This is a genomic window from Kutzneria viridogrisea DSM 43870, assembly GCF_000525635.1.
Classification (GTDB): domain Bacteria; phylum Actinomycetota; class Actinomycetes; order Mycobacteriales; family Pseudonocardiaceae; genus Kutzneria; species Kutzneria viridogrisea.
This window is the reverse complement of sequence record NZ_CP007155.1, coordinates 1,498,399-1,514,900: the sequence shown is the minus strand read 5'-3', so window position 1 is coordinate 1,514,900 and position 16,502 is coordinate 1,498,399. Positions and strand designations below refer to the sequence as shown.

16 protein-coding genes are annotated in these 16,502 nt (G+C 71.7%); 3 read left to right on the top strand and 13 right to left on the bottom strand.

The window, feature by feature from the left end; translation table 11 throughout:
* Positions 1-20: 20 nt before the first annotated feature.
* From ssuE to KALB_RS07000, 8 genes are all read right to left on the bottom strand, one after another.
* Positions 21-575, bottom strand: coding sequence for an NADPH-dependent FMN reductase (gene ssuE / locus KALB_RS07035; protein ID WP_025355017.1), 555 nt, complete (start codon positions 573-575; stop codon positions 21-23).
* Positions 576-738: 163 nt separating this feature from the next.
* A complete protein-coding gene (locus KALB_RS07030) occupies positions 739-1,605 on the bottom strand; it encodes an oxygenase MpaB family protein (protein ID WP_236650195.1) in 867 nt (288 codons plus the stop codon).
* Positions 1,606-1,626: 21 nt separating this feature from the next.
* Positions 1,627-2,976, bottom strand: coding sequence for a carbohydrate-binding protein (locus KALB_RS07025; protein WP_030108384.1), 1,350 nt, complete (start codon positions 2,974-2,976; stop codon positions 1,627-1,629).
* A gap of 143 nt (positions 2,977-3,119) precedes the next feature.
* Positions 3,120-3,824: a FadR/GntR family transcriptional regulator gene (locus KALB_RS07020; RefSeq protein WP_025355014.1), complete on the bottom strand. Its 705-nt coding sequence runs from the start codon at positions 3,822-3,824 to the stop codon at positions 3,120-3,122.
* Entirely contained in the window at positions 3,825-4,592 is a 768-nt protein-coding gene (locus tag KALB_RS07015; protein ID WP_025355013.1) for a 3-oxoacyl-ACP reductase, read from the bottom strand.
* 4 nt (positions 4,593-4,596) lie between these two features.
* Positions 4,597-5,958, bottom strand: a complete 1,362-nt coding sequence (locus tag KALB_RS07010) for an aldehyde dehydrogenase family protein (protein ID WP_025355012.1) — start codon at positions 5,956-5,958, stop codon at positions 4,597-4,599.
* Positions 5,955-6,692 (bottom strand): gamma-glutamyl-gamma-aminobutyrate hydrolase family protein, encoded by a 738-nt coding sequence (locus tag KALB_RS07005; RefSeq protein WP_025355011.1) that lies wholly within the window; start codon positions 6,690-6,692, stop codon positions 5,955-5,957. Before KALB_RS07005 ends, KALB_RS07010 begins: the two co-directional genes overlap by 4 nt.
* A complete protein-coding gene (locus KALB_RS07000; protein ID WP_025355010.1) occupies positions 6,673-8,037 on the bottom strand; it encodes a glutamine synthetase family protein in 1,365 nt (454 codons plus the stop codon). Before KALB_RS07000 ends, KALB_RS07005 begins: the two co-directional genes overlap by 20 nt.
* Before the next feature lie 278 nt (positions 8,038-8,315).
* Between KALB_RS07000 and KALB_RS06995 the strand changes: the two genes are divergently transcribed.
* Positions 8,316-9,404, top strand: a complete 1,089-nt coding sequence (locus KALB_RS06995) for a 3-deoxy-7-phosphoheptulonate synthase (RefSeq protein ID WP_025355009.1) — start codon at positions 8,316-8,318, stop codon at positions 9,402-9,404.
* Positions 9,405-9,679: 275 nt separating this feature from the next.
* On the opposite strand, the gene KALB_RS06990 is transcribed toward KALB_RS06995, so the two are convergent.
* Positions 9,680-10,261 (bottom strand): VOC family protein, encoded by a 582-nt coding sequence (locus KALB_RS06990; protein ID WP_042220280.1) that lies wholly within the window; start codon positions 10,259-10,261, stop codon positions 9,680-9,682.
* A 56-nt stretch (positions 10,262-10,317) separates the two neighbouring features.
* Positions 10,318-10,818 carry a hypothetical protein gene (locus KALB_RS43695; RefSeq protein ID WP_025355007.1) on the bottom strand — a complete coding sequence of 167 codons (501 nt, stop codon included), beginning with the start codon at positions 10,816-10,818 and terminating at the stop codon, positions 10,318-10,320.
* Between the two features lie 125 nt (positions 10,819-10,943).
* Between KALB_RS43695 and KALB_RS06980 the strand changes: the two genes are divergently transcribed.
* Positions 10,944-12,029 (top strand): acyltransferase family protein, encoded by a 1,086-nt coding sequence (locus KALB_RS06980; RefSeq protein WP_025355006.1) that lies wholly within the window; start codon positions 10,944-10,946, stop codon positions 12,027-12,029.
* On the opposite strand, the gene KALB_RS06975 is transcribed toward KALB_RS06980, so the two are convergent.
* The 3 genes from KALB_RS06975 to KALB_RS06965 all read right to left on the bottom strand — a co-directional run bounded on the left by KALB_RS06975 (position 12,008) and on the right by KALB_RS06965 (position 15,248).
* The gene (locus tag KALB_RS06975) at positions 12,008-12,994 is read right to left on the bottom strand and encodes a hypothetical protein (RefSeq protein ID WP_025355005.1); all 987 of its coding nucleotides are present in this window, start codon (positions 12,992-12,994) and stop codon (positions 12,008-12,010) included. The genes KALB_RS06980 and KALB_RS06975 overlap by 22 nt on opposite strands.
* Positions 12,995-13,076: 82 nt before the next feature.
* Positions 13,077-14,072, bottom strand: a complete 996-nt coding sequence (locus KALB_RS06970) for a 2-hydroxyacid dehydrogenase (protein ID WP_201771888.1) — start codon at positions 14,070-14,072, stop codon at positions 13,077-13,079.
* Between the two features lie 12 nt (positions 14,073-14,084).
* Positions 14,085-15,248 carry a lactate 2-monooxygenase gene (locus tag KALB_RS06965; protein WP_025355003.1) on the bottom strand — a complete coding sequence of 388 codons (1,164 nt, stop codon included), beginning with the start codon at positions 15,246-15,248 and terminating at the stop codon, positions 14,085-14,087.
* 89 nt (positions 15,249-15,337) lie between these two features.
* Between KALB_RS06965 and KALB_RS06960 the strand changes: the two genes are divergently transcribed.
* On the top strand, positions 15,338-16,468 hold the full coding sequence (locus KALB_RS06960) for a PucR family transcriptional regulator (protein ID WP_025355002.1): 1,131 nt from the start codon (positions 15,338-15,340) through the stop codon (positions 16,466-16,468).
* Positions 16,469-16,502 lie beyond the last annotated feature (34 nt).

The window sequence follows — 16,502 nt, the reverse complement described above, 5'->3', positions numbered from 1 at the left end:
CACCACTGTACGAACCGGGCTCAGGCGGTCCGCTGGAAGGGCCGCGAGGTGATCAACGCGTGCCGGAACTCGTCGACGATCTCGGCGAGCGTGCGCTCGGTCTCGGGCTTGATGGCGAGCACCCCGGTTGGCGCGACCTCCAGGTGCTGGTCGAGCAGGAAGTAGCTCTGGATGACGTGCCGGGGCGCCAGCGACTGGAGCACCGGGCGCAGCCCGTAGTCCAGTGCGAGCACGTGGGCGATGGTGCCGCCGGTGGCGATGGGCAGCACGGTCTTGCCCGCGAGGCCGAACTGGGGCAGCAGGTCCAGGAACACCTTGAGCAGACCGGAGTAGGCGGCCTTGTAGGTGGGCGTGGCCAGCACGACCCCGTCGGCCTCGGCCAGGGCCTCGGTGACCTCGGCGATGCCGGGGTGCGCGGTGTCGGCGGCGAGCAGGGCCTCGGCGGGCAGTTCGCGCAGCCGGACGTGGCTGGCGCGCACCCCGCCGACACCGAGCCGGTCGACGATGTGGTCGCCGACGCGGGCGGTCTTGGAGGAACGGGACGGACTTCCGGACAGGACGAGCACGCTGGACACGGCTGACTCCCTGGCTAGGACTCGGGTGTGGTGGGGGCCGGGTCAGTCGGGACAGAGCGCGCTGGACATGTGGCAAAGGTCCACGTGCTGCCTCGTGCAGAGCAGATCCGCTTGCGCCATGTGATCGACGCTAGGCGAGGGCACCTGGACCGACAAGGCCGTCTCAGCACTCGGGCAGCAACCGGGCAGAGGGCCGCGCGTCCGGGCCGAGCCGGCGGATGGCCCGGGGCAGGTAGCCGGTGGGCGAGCGCCAGCGGATCGAGGCGGGGATCAGCAGGGCACCGGTGCGGGCGGCCCGCAGCATGGCGCTGGCGACCACCGGCGGGTAGGCGGGCTCGCCGTAGAGCCGGATCGCCCACGAGGGCAGCAGTGAGTACGCGAGGTGTGCCACGGCGGGCTCGTACACGGGCAGGCCGTGGCGCAGCGGGCCCTGCAACGGCGGCCGGTGCAGGAACCGGTACACCACGGCGGAGTTCTCGCCGTGTTTCAGCTCGGGCCTGGCCCGCCGGAAGTACCGGCTCATCTCCTCGGTGCTGCCCGGCACGTCCTCGGGGTGCAGGCCCACCAGGGCCGCCGAGGCGCGCTGCTCGCGCAGGTAACGGTCGGCCTGCGGCTTGCTCAGCCGCAACCCCGCGCGGTGCACCACGGTGAGGAAGGTCGACACCTCGGCGCAGTGCACCCACAGCAGCAGCTCGGGCTCGTCCACGCGGAACACCCGGCCGGTCTCCGGATCCTTGCCGCGCAGGGTCCGGTGCAGTGCGCGGACCCGCTCGGCGGCCTTGTGCACGTCCTGGGTGGGACCGTAGGTGCTCAGGCCGACGAACCGCGCGGTGCGCTCCAGCCTGCCCAGCGGGTCCTCGCGGAAGTTCGAGTTCTGCACCACGCCCGCGGCGGCCAGCGGGTGCAGGGCCTGTAGGAACAGGCTGGTGATCCCGGCCAGCCACATCGCCGGGTCGGCGTGCAGCTGCCAGGTCACCGAGCGCGGGCCGACCAGGCCCTGGTCGGCCACGCGCTGTTCGGTGGTGCTCACGCAGAAGAAGGTACGCCCGGATCAGTGCCCGAAGCCGAACGAATTGAGACTCACGAACGGGGCAGGCTGCCCGCTGGTGAAGGTGAGGTACACGTCGTGCACCCCGGTCACCGAGCTGATGTTGGCCGGGATCGTGCGCCAACTGTCCCAGCCCCCGGTGCTGGCTATGGCGAAACTGCCGATCGGCGCGTTGTCCCGGCTGTCCAGGCGCACCTCGACCAGGCCGCTGACCCCGCTGGCCGCGCCGGAGGCCGCCTGCGCGCGGAACTGGGTCGCCGGGGTGCTGCCGAAGTCCAGCGCCGGGTACTTGGCCCACGCCCCGTTGCCGAGCCGGTTCAGGTCCAGCCCGCCGCTGGCGTCGGCGTGCGCGCTGGCGGCGATCGTGTTGTACGCGGTGGAGCCGCCCGGCTGGCTGGTCGGCGGGTTCGTGGTGCCGCCGCTGCCGCCCTTGGTGGACACGGTCACGTAGTCGACCAGCATCGGCTCGCCGGACACGGTGGACCCGTTGGGGCCGCCGCCGAAGGCCGCCGGGAAGTCCCCGCCGATGGCCACGTTGAGGATGACGAAGAACCCGTGCTGGGTGGCGTTGTTCCAGGTGGTCGCGTCCACCTGGTTGGCGTTGATGGTGAAGAAGTTGTTGCCGTCCAGGTAGTAGCGCAGCTGCTGCGGGCTGGTGCCGTAGTCCAGTTCCACGGCGTAGGTGTGGAACCCGGTCTGGCAGCCGCCGCAGGGCCGCTCACCGCTGCCGAGGCCGGTGAACTCGTTGCAGGGCCCGCCGGGCGCGACCCCGCAGTGCAGGGTGGAGAACTCCGAGCTGCGCCCGTTGATGTCCTCCATGATGTCCAGCTCGCCGATGCCGGGCCAGTTCGTGTAGACCCCTCGGAACGGCGCGCCGAGCATCCAGAACGCGGGCCAGTACCCGGCTCCGTTGCCGGTGTTCACGTTGGGCTGTCGCAGGGAGCCCTCCACCCGCAGCACCCCGCCGGGCGGCGGCTGGAAGTCGGTGCGCTGGGTCTCGATGCGGCCGGAGGTCCAGTTGCCGTTGCCGTCGCGGATCGGCTTGATCGCCAGGTGACCGGCACCGTCCAGGTAGACGTTGCTGGTGGAGTCGGTCATCGTCTCGATCTCGTGGGTGCCCCACTGGGCGGCACCGCCGGGATAGCTGGTTCCGGTGTCGTACAGCCAGTTGGCGCCGTTGACCCGGGACCCGGCCTCGCCGCTGAAGTCCTCGGTCCACACCGTGGTGAAGCCTGGTGGTGGCGCGGGTGCGGCGGAGGCGGTCTGCTGGGCGGAGACGGTGATGGCCACGGCGGCGGGGAGCATGGCCAGGAAGGCGGCCGCGGCGGCGAGCAGGCGTGCACGGGCAGTCATCGGTGACCTCCTTGTCACGGCAGGGACCGCCGCCCCCGTCAAGGGGCCAGCGGCGGTGACCCCTTGATGAGAGCGCTTCCACCGGGGCCCGTCAACGCTTCCCGCGAGCAACGCGACTCGCCCGTTCGGCCCAGCAAAGCCTCTCAGCTGAGGAAGCCGCGCAGCAGGGCCGCCGTGCCGTCCAGGTGCTCGGTCATCGCCGAGCGCGCCGCGGCCGGGTCCCCGTCCAGCACCGCGGCCACGATCACCGCGTGCTGCTGGTTGGAGTGCTCGATGTTGCGGGGCAGCAACGGGATGCCGTCCAGCAGCTCGTTCAGCCGCATCCGCACGTCGGCCACCGCGGAGGTCAGCGAGGCCGAACCGGTCACCTCGGCGATGGCCAGGTGCAGCCGCGAGTCCTTGCGCCGGTAGTCGGTCAGCTCGGCCGACTCGCACTCGGCGAGGCGGGCGCGCAGGTGGTCCCGGTCGTAGCCGGACAGGACGCGCGCCGCCGCGGCCTCGGCGGCCCCGGCCTCCAGCGCGGTGCGCAGGGTCAGCGCGTCCTCCAGCGAGCCCACCGAGGGCGGCGGCACGGGACCGCCGCCCACCGGCAGGCTCGCGCTGATGAAGGTCCCGCCGTAGCGACCGCGGCGGGACTCCACGAAACCGGCCTCCTGCAACGCGTGCAGGGCCTCGCGCAGGGTGACGCGGCTGACCCCGAGGCGGGCGGCCAGCTCCCGTTCGGCGGGCAGCCGCTCCCCCGGCGGCACGACACCCAGCCGGATCGCCTGGAGCAGCCGTTCCACCGTCTCCTCGAACGCGTTGCCCGTCCGCACCGGGCGGAACAGCGCGTCACCCGCGGTGTCCACCTACAGCGGGGTGACGTACGCGCCGGAGATGCCGCCGTCGACCAGGAACTGCGAGGCGGTGATGAAGGAGGAGTCGTCGCTGGCCAGGAACGCCACGGCGCCCGCGATCTCCTCCGGCTCGGCGAACCGGCCCAGCGGCACGTGCACCAGGCGGCGCGCGGCCCGCTCCGGGTCCTTGGCGAACAACTCCTTGAGCAGCGGGGTGTTCACCGGGCCGGGGCACAGCGCGTTGACCCGGATGCCCTCGCGGGCGAACTGCACACCCAGCTCGCGGCTCATCGCCAGCACCCCGCCCTTGGAGGCGGTGTAGGAGATCTGCGAGGTGGCCGCGCCCATCACGGCCACGAACGAGGCCGTGTTGATGATCGAGCCCTTGCCCTGCCGCCGCATGTGCGGCAGCGCGTACTTGCAGCACAGGTACACCGAGGTCAGGTTGACCTGCTGCACCCGCTGCCACGCCTCGATGCCGGTGGTCAGGATCGAGTCGTCCTCGGGCGGGGAGATCCCGGCGTTGTTGAACGCGATGTCCAGCGAGCCGTAGCTGTCCACCGCCTTGTCGAACAGGGCCTGCACCTCGGCCTCGTCGGTGACGTCCACCTGCACGAACAGGCCGTCCACCTCCTTGGCCGCCGCCGAGCCGGACACCGCGTCGATGTCGGCGACCACGACCCGCGCCCCCTCTGCGGCCAGCCGCCGCACGGAGGCCAACCCGATGCCGCTGCCGCCGCCGGTGACGACGGCGACCCGACCGGCCAAACGCTCAGCCATATCCTCATTCCTCCGTGGAGATGAACACGTTCTTGGTCTCGGTGAAGGCCGCGACCGCGTCTGGACCGAGCTCGCGACCGAGCCCGGACTGCTTGAACCCGCCGAAGGGCGTCCAGTAGCGCACCGAGGAGTGCGAGTTGACCGACAGGTTCCCGGCCTCCACCCCGCGCGAGACGCGCAGAGCCCTCGCCACGTCACGGGTCCAGATCGAACCGGACAGCCCGTACTCGCTGTCGTTGGCGATGCGCACCGCGTCCGCCTCATCCTCGAACGGCAGCACCACGACCACCGGCCCGAAGATCTCCTCGACCACCGATCGGTCCTGTGTGGACGACGGGGTCAACACCGTTGGCGGGAACCAGAAGCCGGGGCCGTCCGGGGCGGTTCCCCGGAAGGCCACCGGCGCGTCCTCGGGCACGTAGGAGGCGACCTTCTCCTTGTGCGCGGCGGAGATCAGCGGTCCCATCTCGGAGTCCTCGCTGCCGGGATCGCCCACCTTGACGCCCTTGACCGCGGGCTCCAGCAGTTCCATGAACCGGTCGTACACGCTGCGCTGCACCAGGATCCGGGACCGCGCGCAGCAGTCCTGCCCCGCGTTGTCGAACACCCCGTACGGCGCGGTGGCGGCGGCCTTCTCCAGGTCCGCGTCGGCGAACACCAGGTTGGCGCTCTTGCCGCCCAGCTCCAGGGTCACCCGCTTCACCTGGTCCGCGCAGCCGGACATGATCTGCTTGCCCACGGTGGTGGACCCGGTGAACACTACCTTGCGCACCGCGGGGTGCGTCACGAAGCGCTGTCCCACAACGGATCCCTTACCGGGCAGCACCTGGAACACGTCCTCGGGAATGCCCGCCTGCCTGGCCAGCTCGGCCAGTCGCAACGCGGTCAGCGGGGTCAGCTCGGCGGGCTTGACCAGCACCGTGTTGCCCGCCGCCAGCGCCGGGGCGAAACCCCAGGCGGCGATGGGCATCGGGAAGTTCCACGGCACGATGACCCCGACCACGCCCAGCGGCTCGCTGAAGGTCACGTTGACCCCGCCCGCGACCGGGATCTGCCTGCCGAACAGGCGTTCCGGGGCCGCCGCGTAGTACTGCACCACGTCGCGCGCGTTGCCCGCCTCCCAGCGGGCGTTGCCGATGGTGTGCCCGGAGTTGGTGACCTCCAACTGGGCGAGGTGCTCGCGGTCGGCGTCAATGGCCTCGGCGAAGCGCCGCAGCAGGCGGGCCCGGTCCCCCGGCGCGACCGCACGCCACGCGGGCAGCGCGGCCTGGGCGCGGGCGATGGCCGCGTCGGTCTCGGCCAGCGTCGCCAGCTCGACGGTCCGGACCAACTCCTCGGTCGCGGGGTTGATCACGTCGAAACTCACCGGTCACTCCTCCTGGTGTTGTCCACCAAAGCCTTGAACAGCCGCACTTCCGCGTCCTGCTCGGGATGCCACTGCACGCCGAGCACGAAGTCCGCTGTGGACAGTTCCACCGCCTCGATCGTGCCGTCGGCCGCGGTGGCCGCCACGGTCAGGCCCGCGCCGAGCCGGTCGATCGCCTGGTGATGCGAGCAGGACACGACCGCGCTCGGCCCCAGGATCTCGGCGAGCCTGCTGCCGGGCACCAGCGACACGGGATTGTTCGCGAACTGGCCCACCGCTGGCTGGTGCGTGGTCGCGCCGGTCACGTCCGGCACGTGCTGCACGAGCGTGCCGCCGAGCACGGCGTTGAGCACCTGCATGCCACGGCACACCCCGATCATCGGCAGGCCCACCTCCAGCGCGGCCCGCGCCAGCGCGAACTCCGCCGCGTCGCGGTCCGGCCGCAGGTTACCGGTGCGCGGGTGCGGCCGCTGGCCGTAGCGGGCCGGGTCCACGTCGGCGCCACCGGCCAGCACCAGGCCGTCCAGGAAGGCCACGCTCTCGGCCTGCCAGTCGTCCAGCGGCGGCAGCAGCACGGGGTTGCCGCCCGCCGCGGCGACCACGTCCACGTAGGTGCGGGCCAGCACCGCGGCCTCGACATCCCAAGCGCCGTAACGGGTTCGCTCCAGATACGTGGTGACGCCGATGACCGGCCTGCGCCCGGAGCCGCTCGAATCAGAGCCGTTCGAAGCCACGGACCCGCTCCCAGTCGGTGACGGCGGACTCGAAGGCGGCCAGCTCCACCCGTGCCGCGTTGCCGTAGTGGGCGACCACGTCCTCGCCGAAGGCCGTGCGGGCCAACTCGCTGGCGGAGAACAGGTCGGCGGCCTCACGCAGGGTCGAGGGCACGGTCGGCGCCCCGGAGGTGTAGGCGTTGCCGGTCAGCTCCGGCTGGAGCTCCAGCTCGTTGTCGATGCCGTGCAGACCGGCCGCGATCAGTGCCGCCACCGCCAGGTAGGGGTTGACGTCCCCGCCGGGCACGCGGTTCTCCACGCGCAGGCCCGCCCCGTGGCCGACCAGTCGCAGGGCGCAGGTCCGGTTGTCCCGGCCCCAGGCCACGGCCGTCGGCGCGAAGCTTCCCGGCACGAAACGCTTGTACGAGTTGACGTTCGGCGCGAACAGCAGGGTCAGCTCGCGCAGGCAGGCGAGCTGCCCGGCGATGAACCGCTGCGCCTGCACGGACATGCCGTGCGGACCGTCCCCGGCGAAGGTCAGCTCCCCGTCGGTGCCGCGCAGGCTGAGGTGGATGTGGCAGGAGTTGCCCTCGCGCTCGTTGTACTTGGCCATGAAGGTCAGCGCGCGGCCCTCCTGCGCGGCGATCTCCTTGGCCCCGTTCTTGTAGAGGCTGTGACCGTCGCAGGTGGACAGTGCCTCGTCGTAGCGGAAGACGATCTCGTGCTGGCCGAGGTTGCACTCGCCCTTGGCCGACTCCACGACCATGCCCGCGCCCGCCATCTCGTTGCGGATGCGGCGCAGCAGCGGCTCGATGCGCGAGGTGCCCAGCAGGGAGTAGTCCACGTTGTACTGGTTGGCCGGGCGCAGGTCCCGGTAGCCCAGGTCGTGTGCCTGCTCGTAGCTGTCGTCGAAGACGATGAACTCCAGCTCGGTACCCACGAAGGCGGCCAGCCCGCGCTCGGCGAGCCGGTCGAGCTGGCGGCGCAGCACCTGGCGCGGCGAGACGGTGACCGGGCTGCCGTCCTCCCACTCCACGTCGCACATGACCAGGGCGGTGCCCGGCAGCCACGGGGTCAGCCGCAGGGTGGACAGGTCGGGGCGCATCACGAAGTCCCCGTAACCACGCTCCCAGGAGGACACCTGGTAGCCGCTGACGGTGTTCATCTCCACGTCCACCGCGAGCAGGTAGTTGCAGCCCTCGGTGGCGTGTTCCAGCACCGTGTCCAGGAAGTACTTCGCGGCGCAACGCTTGCCCTGCAACCTGCCCTGCATGTCGGCGATGGCCACCAGCACGGTGTCGACTGTGCCGTCGGCGACCAGCTCGCGCAGTTCGTCGACGGTGAGCAGACCTTCGCTTCGCGACATCCGGCCAGCCTTCCGCATCGGGGGTCCCGCTTCAATGGACTGATACTGACCCATTAAACCGGGGTCGTCAACATCGGGTATGCTCCACCTCGTGCGTCGTTATCCGTGGTTTAGCGAGCCGGCCCTGGGTGGGCCCGGCGGTGCGACCACGCGCTGACCGCGACAAGCCATCCAGAGCCGGCTCAGGCAGGGGTCCCACGACCTCTGCCTTTTTGTTTGCCCAGATACAGGCAGACCGGCGACGGAGTGGATCGGTCTGCGAGACGAGGAGCAGCACCGTGTCCAGTACCGACCAGGTCCACAACCAGCGCATCGCCGGGGTTCGCCCGATGGTGTCCCCCGCCCTGCTGCGCGACGAACTACCGCTTACCGACGCGGGCCGTGCCGTGGTGGTGCAGAGCCGCACCGCGGTCACCCGCGTGCTCGACGGCGCCGATGACCGACTACTCGTGGTGGTGGGCCCGTGCTCCGTGCACGATCCCGCCGCGGGCCTGGAGTACGCCCGCAGGCTCGCCGCGCTGTCCGCCGAGCTGTCCGAGGACCTGTGCGTGGTGATGCGGGTCTACTTCGAGAAGCCGCGCACCACCCTGGGCTGGAAGGGTTTGATCAACGACCCGAACCTGGACGGCAGCTTCGACGTCAACCACGGGCTGCGCGCCGCACGCGCCCTGCTGCTGGACATCCTCGCGCTGGGCCTGCCGGTGGGCTGCGAGTTCCTCGACCCGATCACCCCGCAGTACATCGCCGACACCGTCAGCTGGGGCTCCATCGGCGCCCGCACCGCGCAGAGCCAGGTGCACCGCCAGCTGTGCAGCGGGCTGTCCATGCCCATCGGTATCAAGAACTCCACCGAGGGCGACGTGCAGGCCGCCGTGGACGCCGTCAAGGCCGCCGCCAGCAGCCACGTGTTCCCCGGCGTCACCGACGACGGGCTCGCCGCGATCTTCTCCACCAGCGGCAACCCCGACTGCCACGTCATCCTGCGCGGCAGCTCCGCGGGCCCCAACTACGACCGGGCCAGCGTCGAGCACACCCTGGCACGGCTCGACTCCGCCGGGCTGCCCGGCCGGGTCATCGTCGACGGCAGCCACGGCAACAGCGGCAAGGACCACCTGCGCCAGCCCACCGTCGCCGCCGACATCGCCGCGCGCCTGGCCGCCGGGGAACGGGGCGTCGTCGGCCTCATGCTGGAGAGCTTCCTCGTGCCGGGCCGCCAGGAGCTCACCCTCGGCGAGGCCGCCTCGCTGACCTACGGGCAGAGCGTCACCGACGCGTGCATGGGTTGGGACGTCACGGTTTCCGTGCTGCGCGACCTGGCCGCCGCCGTGGCCTCGCGGCGCGCGGACTCGCTGAGCGGCGCCCGCTGACGGGGTGCCAATGCCATGAAGGTGCCCTTTGAGACGTTGGGTGTCGCAAAGGGCACCTTCGCGGCGGTGGGGCACGGGTCGCCGCCACACCTCGCACGCCATGAAGGTGCCGTTCAGGACACCCAACGTCGTCAAGGGCACCTTCGTGACACGACAGGACGGCTGCGTCGCGCGGCGGCTCGCTCGCCCCGCCGTCACATAGGTGCCCTTTGAGACGTTGACCGTCATGAAGGGCACCTAGGTGACGCGGCTGCGTCGCGAGCCGGCACACCCCCTCAGCGCAGTTCGACCTCACCCGAGGGCGTGGCGATCACGGCGGCCAGCCAGGGCTCGTCGGCGCGGACCAGGTCCAGGTCGGCGCCGACCTCGGTCAGGCGCGCGCGGACGAACTCCGGCTCGGGGTGGCCGCCGTGCAACCTGAGCAGGCGTGCGCCCGGCGCGGCCGTGGCGGAGGGGTGTTCGCTGGCGCCCCAGTCGATCAGGAACGGCACGAGCCCGTGCAGGCTGTCCTGCGGGAAGGCGAGCCGCCACGACAGGGTGACGCCGTCGGGCCGCTGGCGGGACATCGCGACGGGGTGGGCGGCGAGGCGGTCCAGGTCGGGCACGCGCACGGCCCAGGTCGCCAGGCGCGGGGCGGTCAGCTCGGCGATGCCGAAGGTCAGCGGCGGCCCGTCCTGCTCGGGGTCGGGGCCGATCACCTCCAGGTAGCGCCCTTCGCCGAGATCGGCGAGGTGGTTGCGGGTGCCCAGACCGGTGTGCGGCCCACCGGGGCTCAGTCGCAGCCCGCGCGCGGCCAGCTCGCGCAGGGTGCCGTCCAGGTCTGGGGTGGCGTACACGAGGTGGTCCACGGGGTTCACCGCCCGACCTTACCCGCGCGGGTGAGGGGCGCCCGGCGGACGCCCCTCACCACAGGTCAACCCGCCGCGCAGTCGTGCGCGTCGACCGACTGCAGCGCGAAGCCGACGACCTTGCCGTCGCGCAGGCCGAAGACGTACCGGTTGTCCGGGTTCTGCGGGGTGGGCGTTATGAACACCTCAACCCCGTTGCTCGCACTGGTGGTGGCCTTCGGGTATGCCGTGCGCACCTGCTCGGTGGTCGACCCGACCCGCACGCCCTCCGGGGTGTGGGCGTCCGGGGCCGAGCCGGCGACGGAGTACACGCCGAACTTGGCCGAGATGATCAACATCGGCCCCTCGGAGTAGGTCCAGTTGTAGCCGCGGCACAACTCGTTGCCACCGACCGCGTCGCGGACCTTGCCCGTGGCCTTGGCGTCGGCCAGGCTCATGCCGACCTTGAGCGGGCCGAAGCCGTCCGGGCCGATCACGGTGTCGTCATCGGCCGCCGAGGCGGGCCCGGCGACGGCGGTCAGTGCGAGTGCGGCGGCCGCGGCCGCACGCACCAGGGTGATGTGCATTCTCGTTCTCCCTGAAGTGGATCACTTCCGGCCGGGGAGACTCCGCATGGGCCTCACCGGTTGCCCAACGGTCACGGGCGCTAGCCTTCCCGGACCCGGGCCGGTCGGCAGCAAGGATGAACGACGTGGGCACAATTTCTGCGGCACTGCGGCACGGCAACGCGTTCGACCTGCTCCGACTGGTCGCGGCGCTGCTGGTGGTGTTCGGCCACAGCTGGGTGCTCACCGGGCACACCGACCCGCTGACCGCGCTGAGCGGCACCGATGCCGGGGCCGCGGGTGTCGGGGTGTTCTTCCTGCTCAGCGGCTACCTGGTGGCGGGCAGCTGGCTCAGCGACCCGTCCCCGCGCCGGTTCGCCGGGCGCCGCTTCCTGCGGATCTACCCCGCGTACGTGCTGGTGATCCTGGTGCTCGCGCTGGTGCTCGGCCCGCTGTGCACCCAGCTGAGCCTGCGCGACTACCTCGCCAACCCGGGGACGTGGAAGTTCCTGGGCGGCAACCTGTTGATCATCCCCATGCAGTACGACCTGCCGGGAGTGTTCGCGGGCAACCCGTTCCCCGGCGCGGTGGACGGTTCACTGTGGACGATCCGCGTCGAGGTGCTCTGCTACGTGGCGGTGGTCGTGCTCGGGCTGCTCGGGGCGCTGCGCCGCCGCTGGGTGCTCGCCACGATCGCGGTGGCCGCCTGTGTGGTCGCCACGGCCATCGAGGCCACCGGCTACACCGGCCCGCTGGTGCCCTTCCTGCTCGGCTGGGACACCGCGGTGCCGATCGCGTACTTCGCGCTGGGCATGGCCTTCCGGGCGTTCCGCGGCACGACCCCGCCGCCGTGGTGGGCGCTGGCCGCCGCGGCCGTGGTCTGGGCGGCGCTGTGGGTGACCCCGGCCGCCGTGCTCGGCTCGATCCTGTTCATCGCGGTGGCGACCTTCACCGTGGCCTTCCGCGCGCCTGCCGCCCTGCACCAGCCCACCAAGGGCTACGACCTGTCCTACGGCACCTACCTGCTCGGTTTCCCCGTGCAGCAGATCCTCGCCCAGGCGGGGCTGCTCAACCCGTGGCTCAACGCCCTGCTGACGGCCGTGATCGTGCTGGCGCTGGCGGCGGCGAGCTGGCGCTGGGTGGAGAAGCCCGCGCTGCGCCACAAGCCTGTCAAGCCGATCAAGCCTGCCGAACCGGTCGCCGCGGTGCGTCAGAACCCGGCGGCCTTGTAAGCGGAGAAGTCGGCGGGCGGGGCCACGTCCACCTGGTCGCACTGGGTGACGTTGGCCCGGGTCTTGGGCCACTGGGTGAGGTAGTAGATCTGCCGCCCGGTCTGCTTGCTGGCCTTGGCGAAGCCCTCGGCGGCGGCCTTGTCGTTGTAGAAGGACTCGCCGACGATGATCGGCTGAGTGGTGTAGCCCGCCTGCCGCAGGGCCGTGTCGGCGGCCAGGAACCGCTCGTACTCCTGGTCGTAGACGTGGATGTCGAACAGGGGCGGCGGGGTCGTCCCGTAGATCTGGCCCACGGAGCCGACCTGGTTGGGATCGTTGCTGTTGACCGAGAAGCCCACCGAGTCGTTGCGGCCGAACTTGGCCGTGTAGTCCTTCCAGAGCTGCTGGTCGTACTGGAGCACGACCTTCTGCCCCGCCGAGGCGGTCAGCTCGTTGCCCAGGTCCACGCGGTAGGGCAGGCCCGCGCCCGCGATCACCGGGTGCAGGTCCTGGATGAGCTGCCAGTTCTCCTGGTACAGGTCGGGCTGCCAGGACGACCACCCGCTGGGGCTGTTCGGGGACAGGCTGTTGAAGGCCACCGCGACCTCGGCGAAGCCCGCCTGCTTGACCGCGGCGAGCAGGTCGGTGAGGTTCCTGCGGTTCTGGTCGGACAGCTTGCCGCCGGTGGAGTCCATGATCGTGCCGGAGTCGGGGCCCCGGTGGTGGAAGATGCCGATGGTCAGCCTGCTCTGCCCGGCCTTGCGCATCTCCCCCAGCTGGTACCGGATGATGTCCGGCGCCCTGTTGAAGCCGTTGACCACGTGGTACGGCTCGCGGTAGCAGCCCTGGAGGTAGTAGAAGTCGTAGTTGGAACCGCCTGGCAGCGGCACGGGTGGCGGCGCCGGATCGGCCGCGGCCCCCGTCCCGCTCACGCCGAGCAACAGCACGGCAAGTACCAGGACCCGGCCCAGTCGCGTGGTGTGCACCGCGGTGACCTCCTGTCCGGTCCATCCCCCGCTCTGAGCGTGACACCGCAGCGGCGGGCGGACCGCACAAGATCAGCCTTTTTCACCGCTTTGGGTGGGTTTTCGCAGGTTGAACCCGCTGCACCGGGCTGTTCACCACATCCAGTGGCGGCTCACCCCCGGCGAAACGCCGCACGTTGACCAGCGCCGCGTTGGCGATGCGCAGGGTGGTCTCCCTGGTGACGCCCGCGGTGTGCGGGGACAGCGCCACGTTCGGCGCGCGCAGCAGGGCCAGGTCGGCCCCGGGCGGCTCCGGGTCGAACACGTCCAGGCCCGCGCCGCCGAGCCTGCCCTCGGTCAGCGCCTGGGCCAGCGCGTCCTGGTCGATCAGCCCGCCGCGCGCGGTGTTCACCACGATGGCGGTCGGCTTCATCAGCGCGATCCGCCGGGCGTCGAGGATGTGTCGGGTCCGCTCGGTCAGCGGCAGGTGCAGCGACACGTAGTCGGCCTGGGCGAGCAGTTCGTCCAGTTCCAGCCGCTGGGCCCCGTACGGGTTGGCCACGTCCTTGGTGTCGGTGTAGACCAGCTTCATGTCGAAGGCCGCGGCGCGGCGGGCCAACTGCTGACCGATGGCGCCGAAGCCCACGACGCCCAGGGTCTTGCCGAACAGCTCCGTGATGCCGGGCATGAGCGCGGGCAGGATCCAGTTGCCCTCGCGCAACGCGTTGTGCCCGGGGATGAGCTGTTTGGCCAGCGCCAGGATCAGGCAGAGCGCGTGCTCGGCCACGTCCTGCGCCTCGGCGTCGGTGGAGCCGATGTTGCTCACGCTGATGCCGCGTTCGGCGGCGGCGTCCAGATCCACGTGGTCGAAGCCGTGGCTGGCGCACTGCACGAAGCGCAGCTTCTCCGCCTGCGCCAGGTGTTCGGCGGTGACCGGGGCCAGCGCCGTGACGATCACCTCCGCCTCGCGCAGGGCCCGCGGGTCGTCCCCCGCCGCCTCCACCGCCGTGGTCTCGAACTCCTCGCCCAGCCCGGCCGCCACCGCACCGGCCAACTTGATCCCGCCCACGTGCGCGGGCAGCACGACCAAAGCCCTCACCGTCACGACCTCTCAGATCCGCTGCAGACAGTCGGCGCCCAGCTCGGCCACGCTGCGGTGACCGGCCAGCCCCAGGGTCAGGTCCAGGTCGGCCAGCAGGCTGCGCAGCACGTGCCGCACCCCGGCCTCCCCGTCCAGCGCCAGCCCGTAGACGTACGGCCTGGCCAGCAGCACCGCCTTGGCGCCCAGCGCGATCGCCTTGATCACGTCGGCGCCGGTGCGGATGCCGGAGTCGAACAGCACGGTCAGCTGGTCCCCGACGGCCCCGGCCACCGCGGGCAGCGCGTCCAGCGCGGCGATCGCGCCGTCCACCTGCCGACCGCCGTGGTTGGACACCACGATGCCGTCCATGCCCGCGTCCACCGCGCGGCGCGCGTCAGCCACGTCCTGGATGCCCTTGAGCACGATCGGGCCGTCCCAGTTCTCGCGCAGCAGGGACAGCTGCTCCCAGGTGTGCGAGCGGCCGTTGAACATGGGCAGCCAGCGCAGGATCGCGGCGGGCAGGTCCTCGGCGGGCGGCTTGGCCAGCCCCGCGAGGAAGGCCGGGTCGCCGAACGGGATGGCCAGGCCGGTGCCCTTGAGGAAGGGCAGGTACGCGTTGTCCAGGTCGTGCGGGCGCCAGGCCAGGGTCCAGGTGTCCAGGGTGACCACCAGCGCGGTGAACCCGGCGCGCTTGGCCCGGTCGAGCAGGGACAGGGTCACCTCGTCATCGTGCGGCCAGTACAGCTGGTACCAGCGGTGGCCGTCCCCGTTGGCCTCGGCGACCTCCGCCATACCGGTCGAGGAGGCGGTGGACAGGATCATCGGCACGTCCAGCGCGGCGGCGGCCCGTGCGGTGGCCAGCTCGCCGTCGGGGTGCACGATGCCCTGCACGCCGACCGGCGCCAGCAGCACCGGGGAGGCCAGCCGCGTGCCGAACAGAGTCGTGCTCAGGTCGCGCTCGCTGACCTCGCGCAGCATGCGCGGCACGAGCCGCCAGCGGTCGAACGCCTCGCGGTTGGCACGCATCGTCGCGCCCGAGCCCGCGCCGCCGGCGACGTACCAGAACGGCTCCGGCTCCAGCTTGCCCCGCGCCGCCTCCTCCAGCCGGGTGGCGTCGGTGCTGAACGCGGGCCGGGTGCCGCCCATGCCCTGGAGGTAGATCTCGTTCTGGTACCCGCCGAAAGCCTGCGTCATGGTGTCGATCCTGCTCCGGTGCCGCGCCCGACGCCATGGCTGCACTGACACCGTTGACACTCGCCCGTTGTGCACGTGCACAATCAGCTGTGCACACGGACCCGCCCGATCCGCTGCTCGTGGAGCTCGCCGACAGCATGCTGGAGCGGCTGCCCGAGCTCGCGCGCGAGCTCGCCGAGATCGTCAGCGCCGCCGAACCGGTGCTGGGCGACAGCGCCGTGGTTGCCGCCGAGGACCTGTACCTGACCTGCCGAGACAACCTCGCGCAGGCCTTCCGCGGGCTGGCCGCGCGCGAGCCGTTCGACGACACGGCCCCGCGCGAGAACGGCCGCCGACGCGCTGAGCAGGGAGTTCCGCTGGCGACCCTGTTGCACAGCTACCGGGTTGGCGCCCGGTTCATCTGGAACGCGCTGCGCGGGGCCGCCGACGAGCGGGGCCCGCGCACCCGTGAGGCGCTGCTCAACCACGCCGAGACCCTGTGGCTGGGGCTCGACCAGTTCTCCGAGGTCGTGCAGGGCGCGTACCGGGACGTCGTGGCAGATCAGACCCTGCGCACGGAGCGCGAGCACAACGAGCTGGTGGACGCGCTGTTGAGCACCGGCACAACGGTCTGGGCGAGCGCCGACGCGCTGGGCCTGCCCCGGCAGGGCTGGTTCTGCGTGCTGGCCGCCGAGCCGGGTGCCCTGCCGGGCGAGCTGGCCGAGGCGCTCGGCGGACCCGTGGTGTGGCGGCGCACGGCCGGTGAGGAGCTCGGTGTGCTCTCGGTGGGCCGACCCGTCATCCCCGAGTTCGACACCCGGGGCCGGGTGGGGGTGAGCCAGCCCTACGACCGGATCGACCGCACCGCGGACGCGGCTCGCCAGGCCCGGCTCGCGCTGGCCGCGATCGAGCCCGGCAGCAGGCAGTGGGCCGCCTACGGGGACCGGCCGCTGGCCACGATGATCGCCGGGGCCGGTGGCACGGCGCTGCACCTGGCGCACCTGGTGCTCGCGCCGTTGCGGGCACTGCCCGAGCGGGACCGGGCGCTGCTGCTGGACACGGCCTGGGCCTGGTGCGAGTCGGGCGGGTCCACCGGGGACACGGCGGCGGCCCTGTACTGCCACCGCAACACGGTGCGGCACCGGCTGAACCGGATCAGCGAGCTGACCGGCCTGAGCTGGGACCACCCGATCCAGGTGGCCGAACTGGTCGCCGCGATGCGGGCGATCCGCCTGAACTGACCCCAAGCCCCCGCGTGTCGGCGCTTCGCGCACC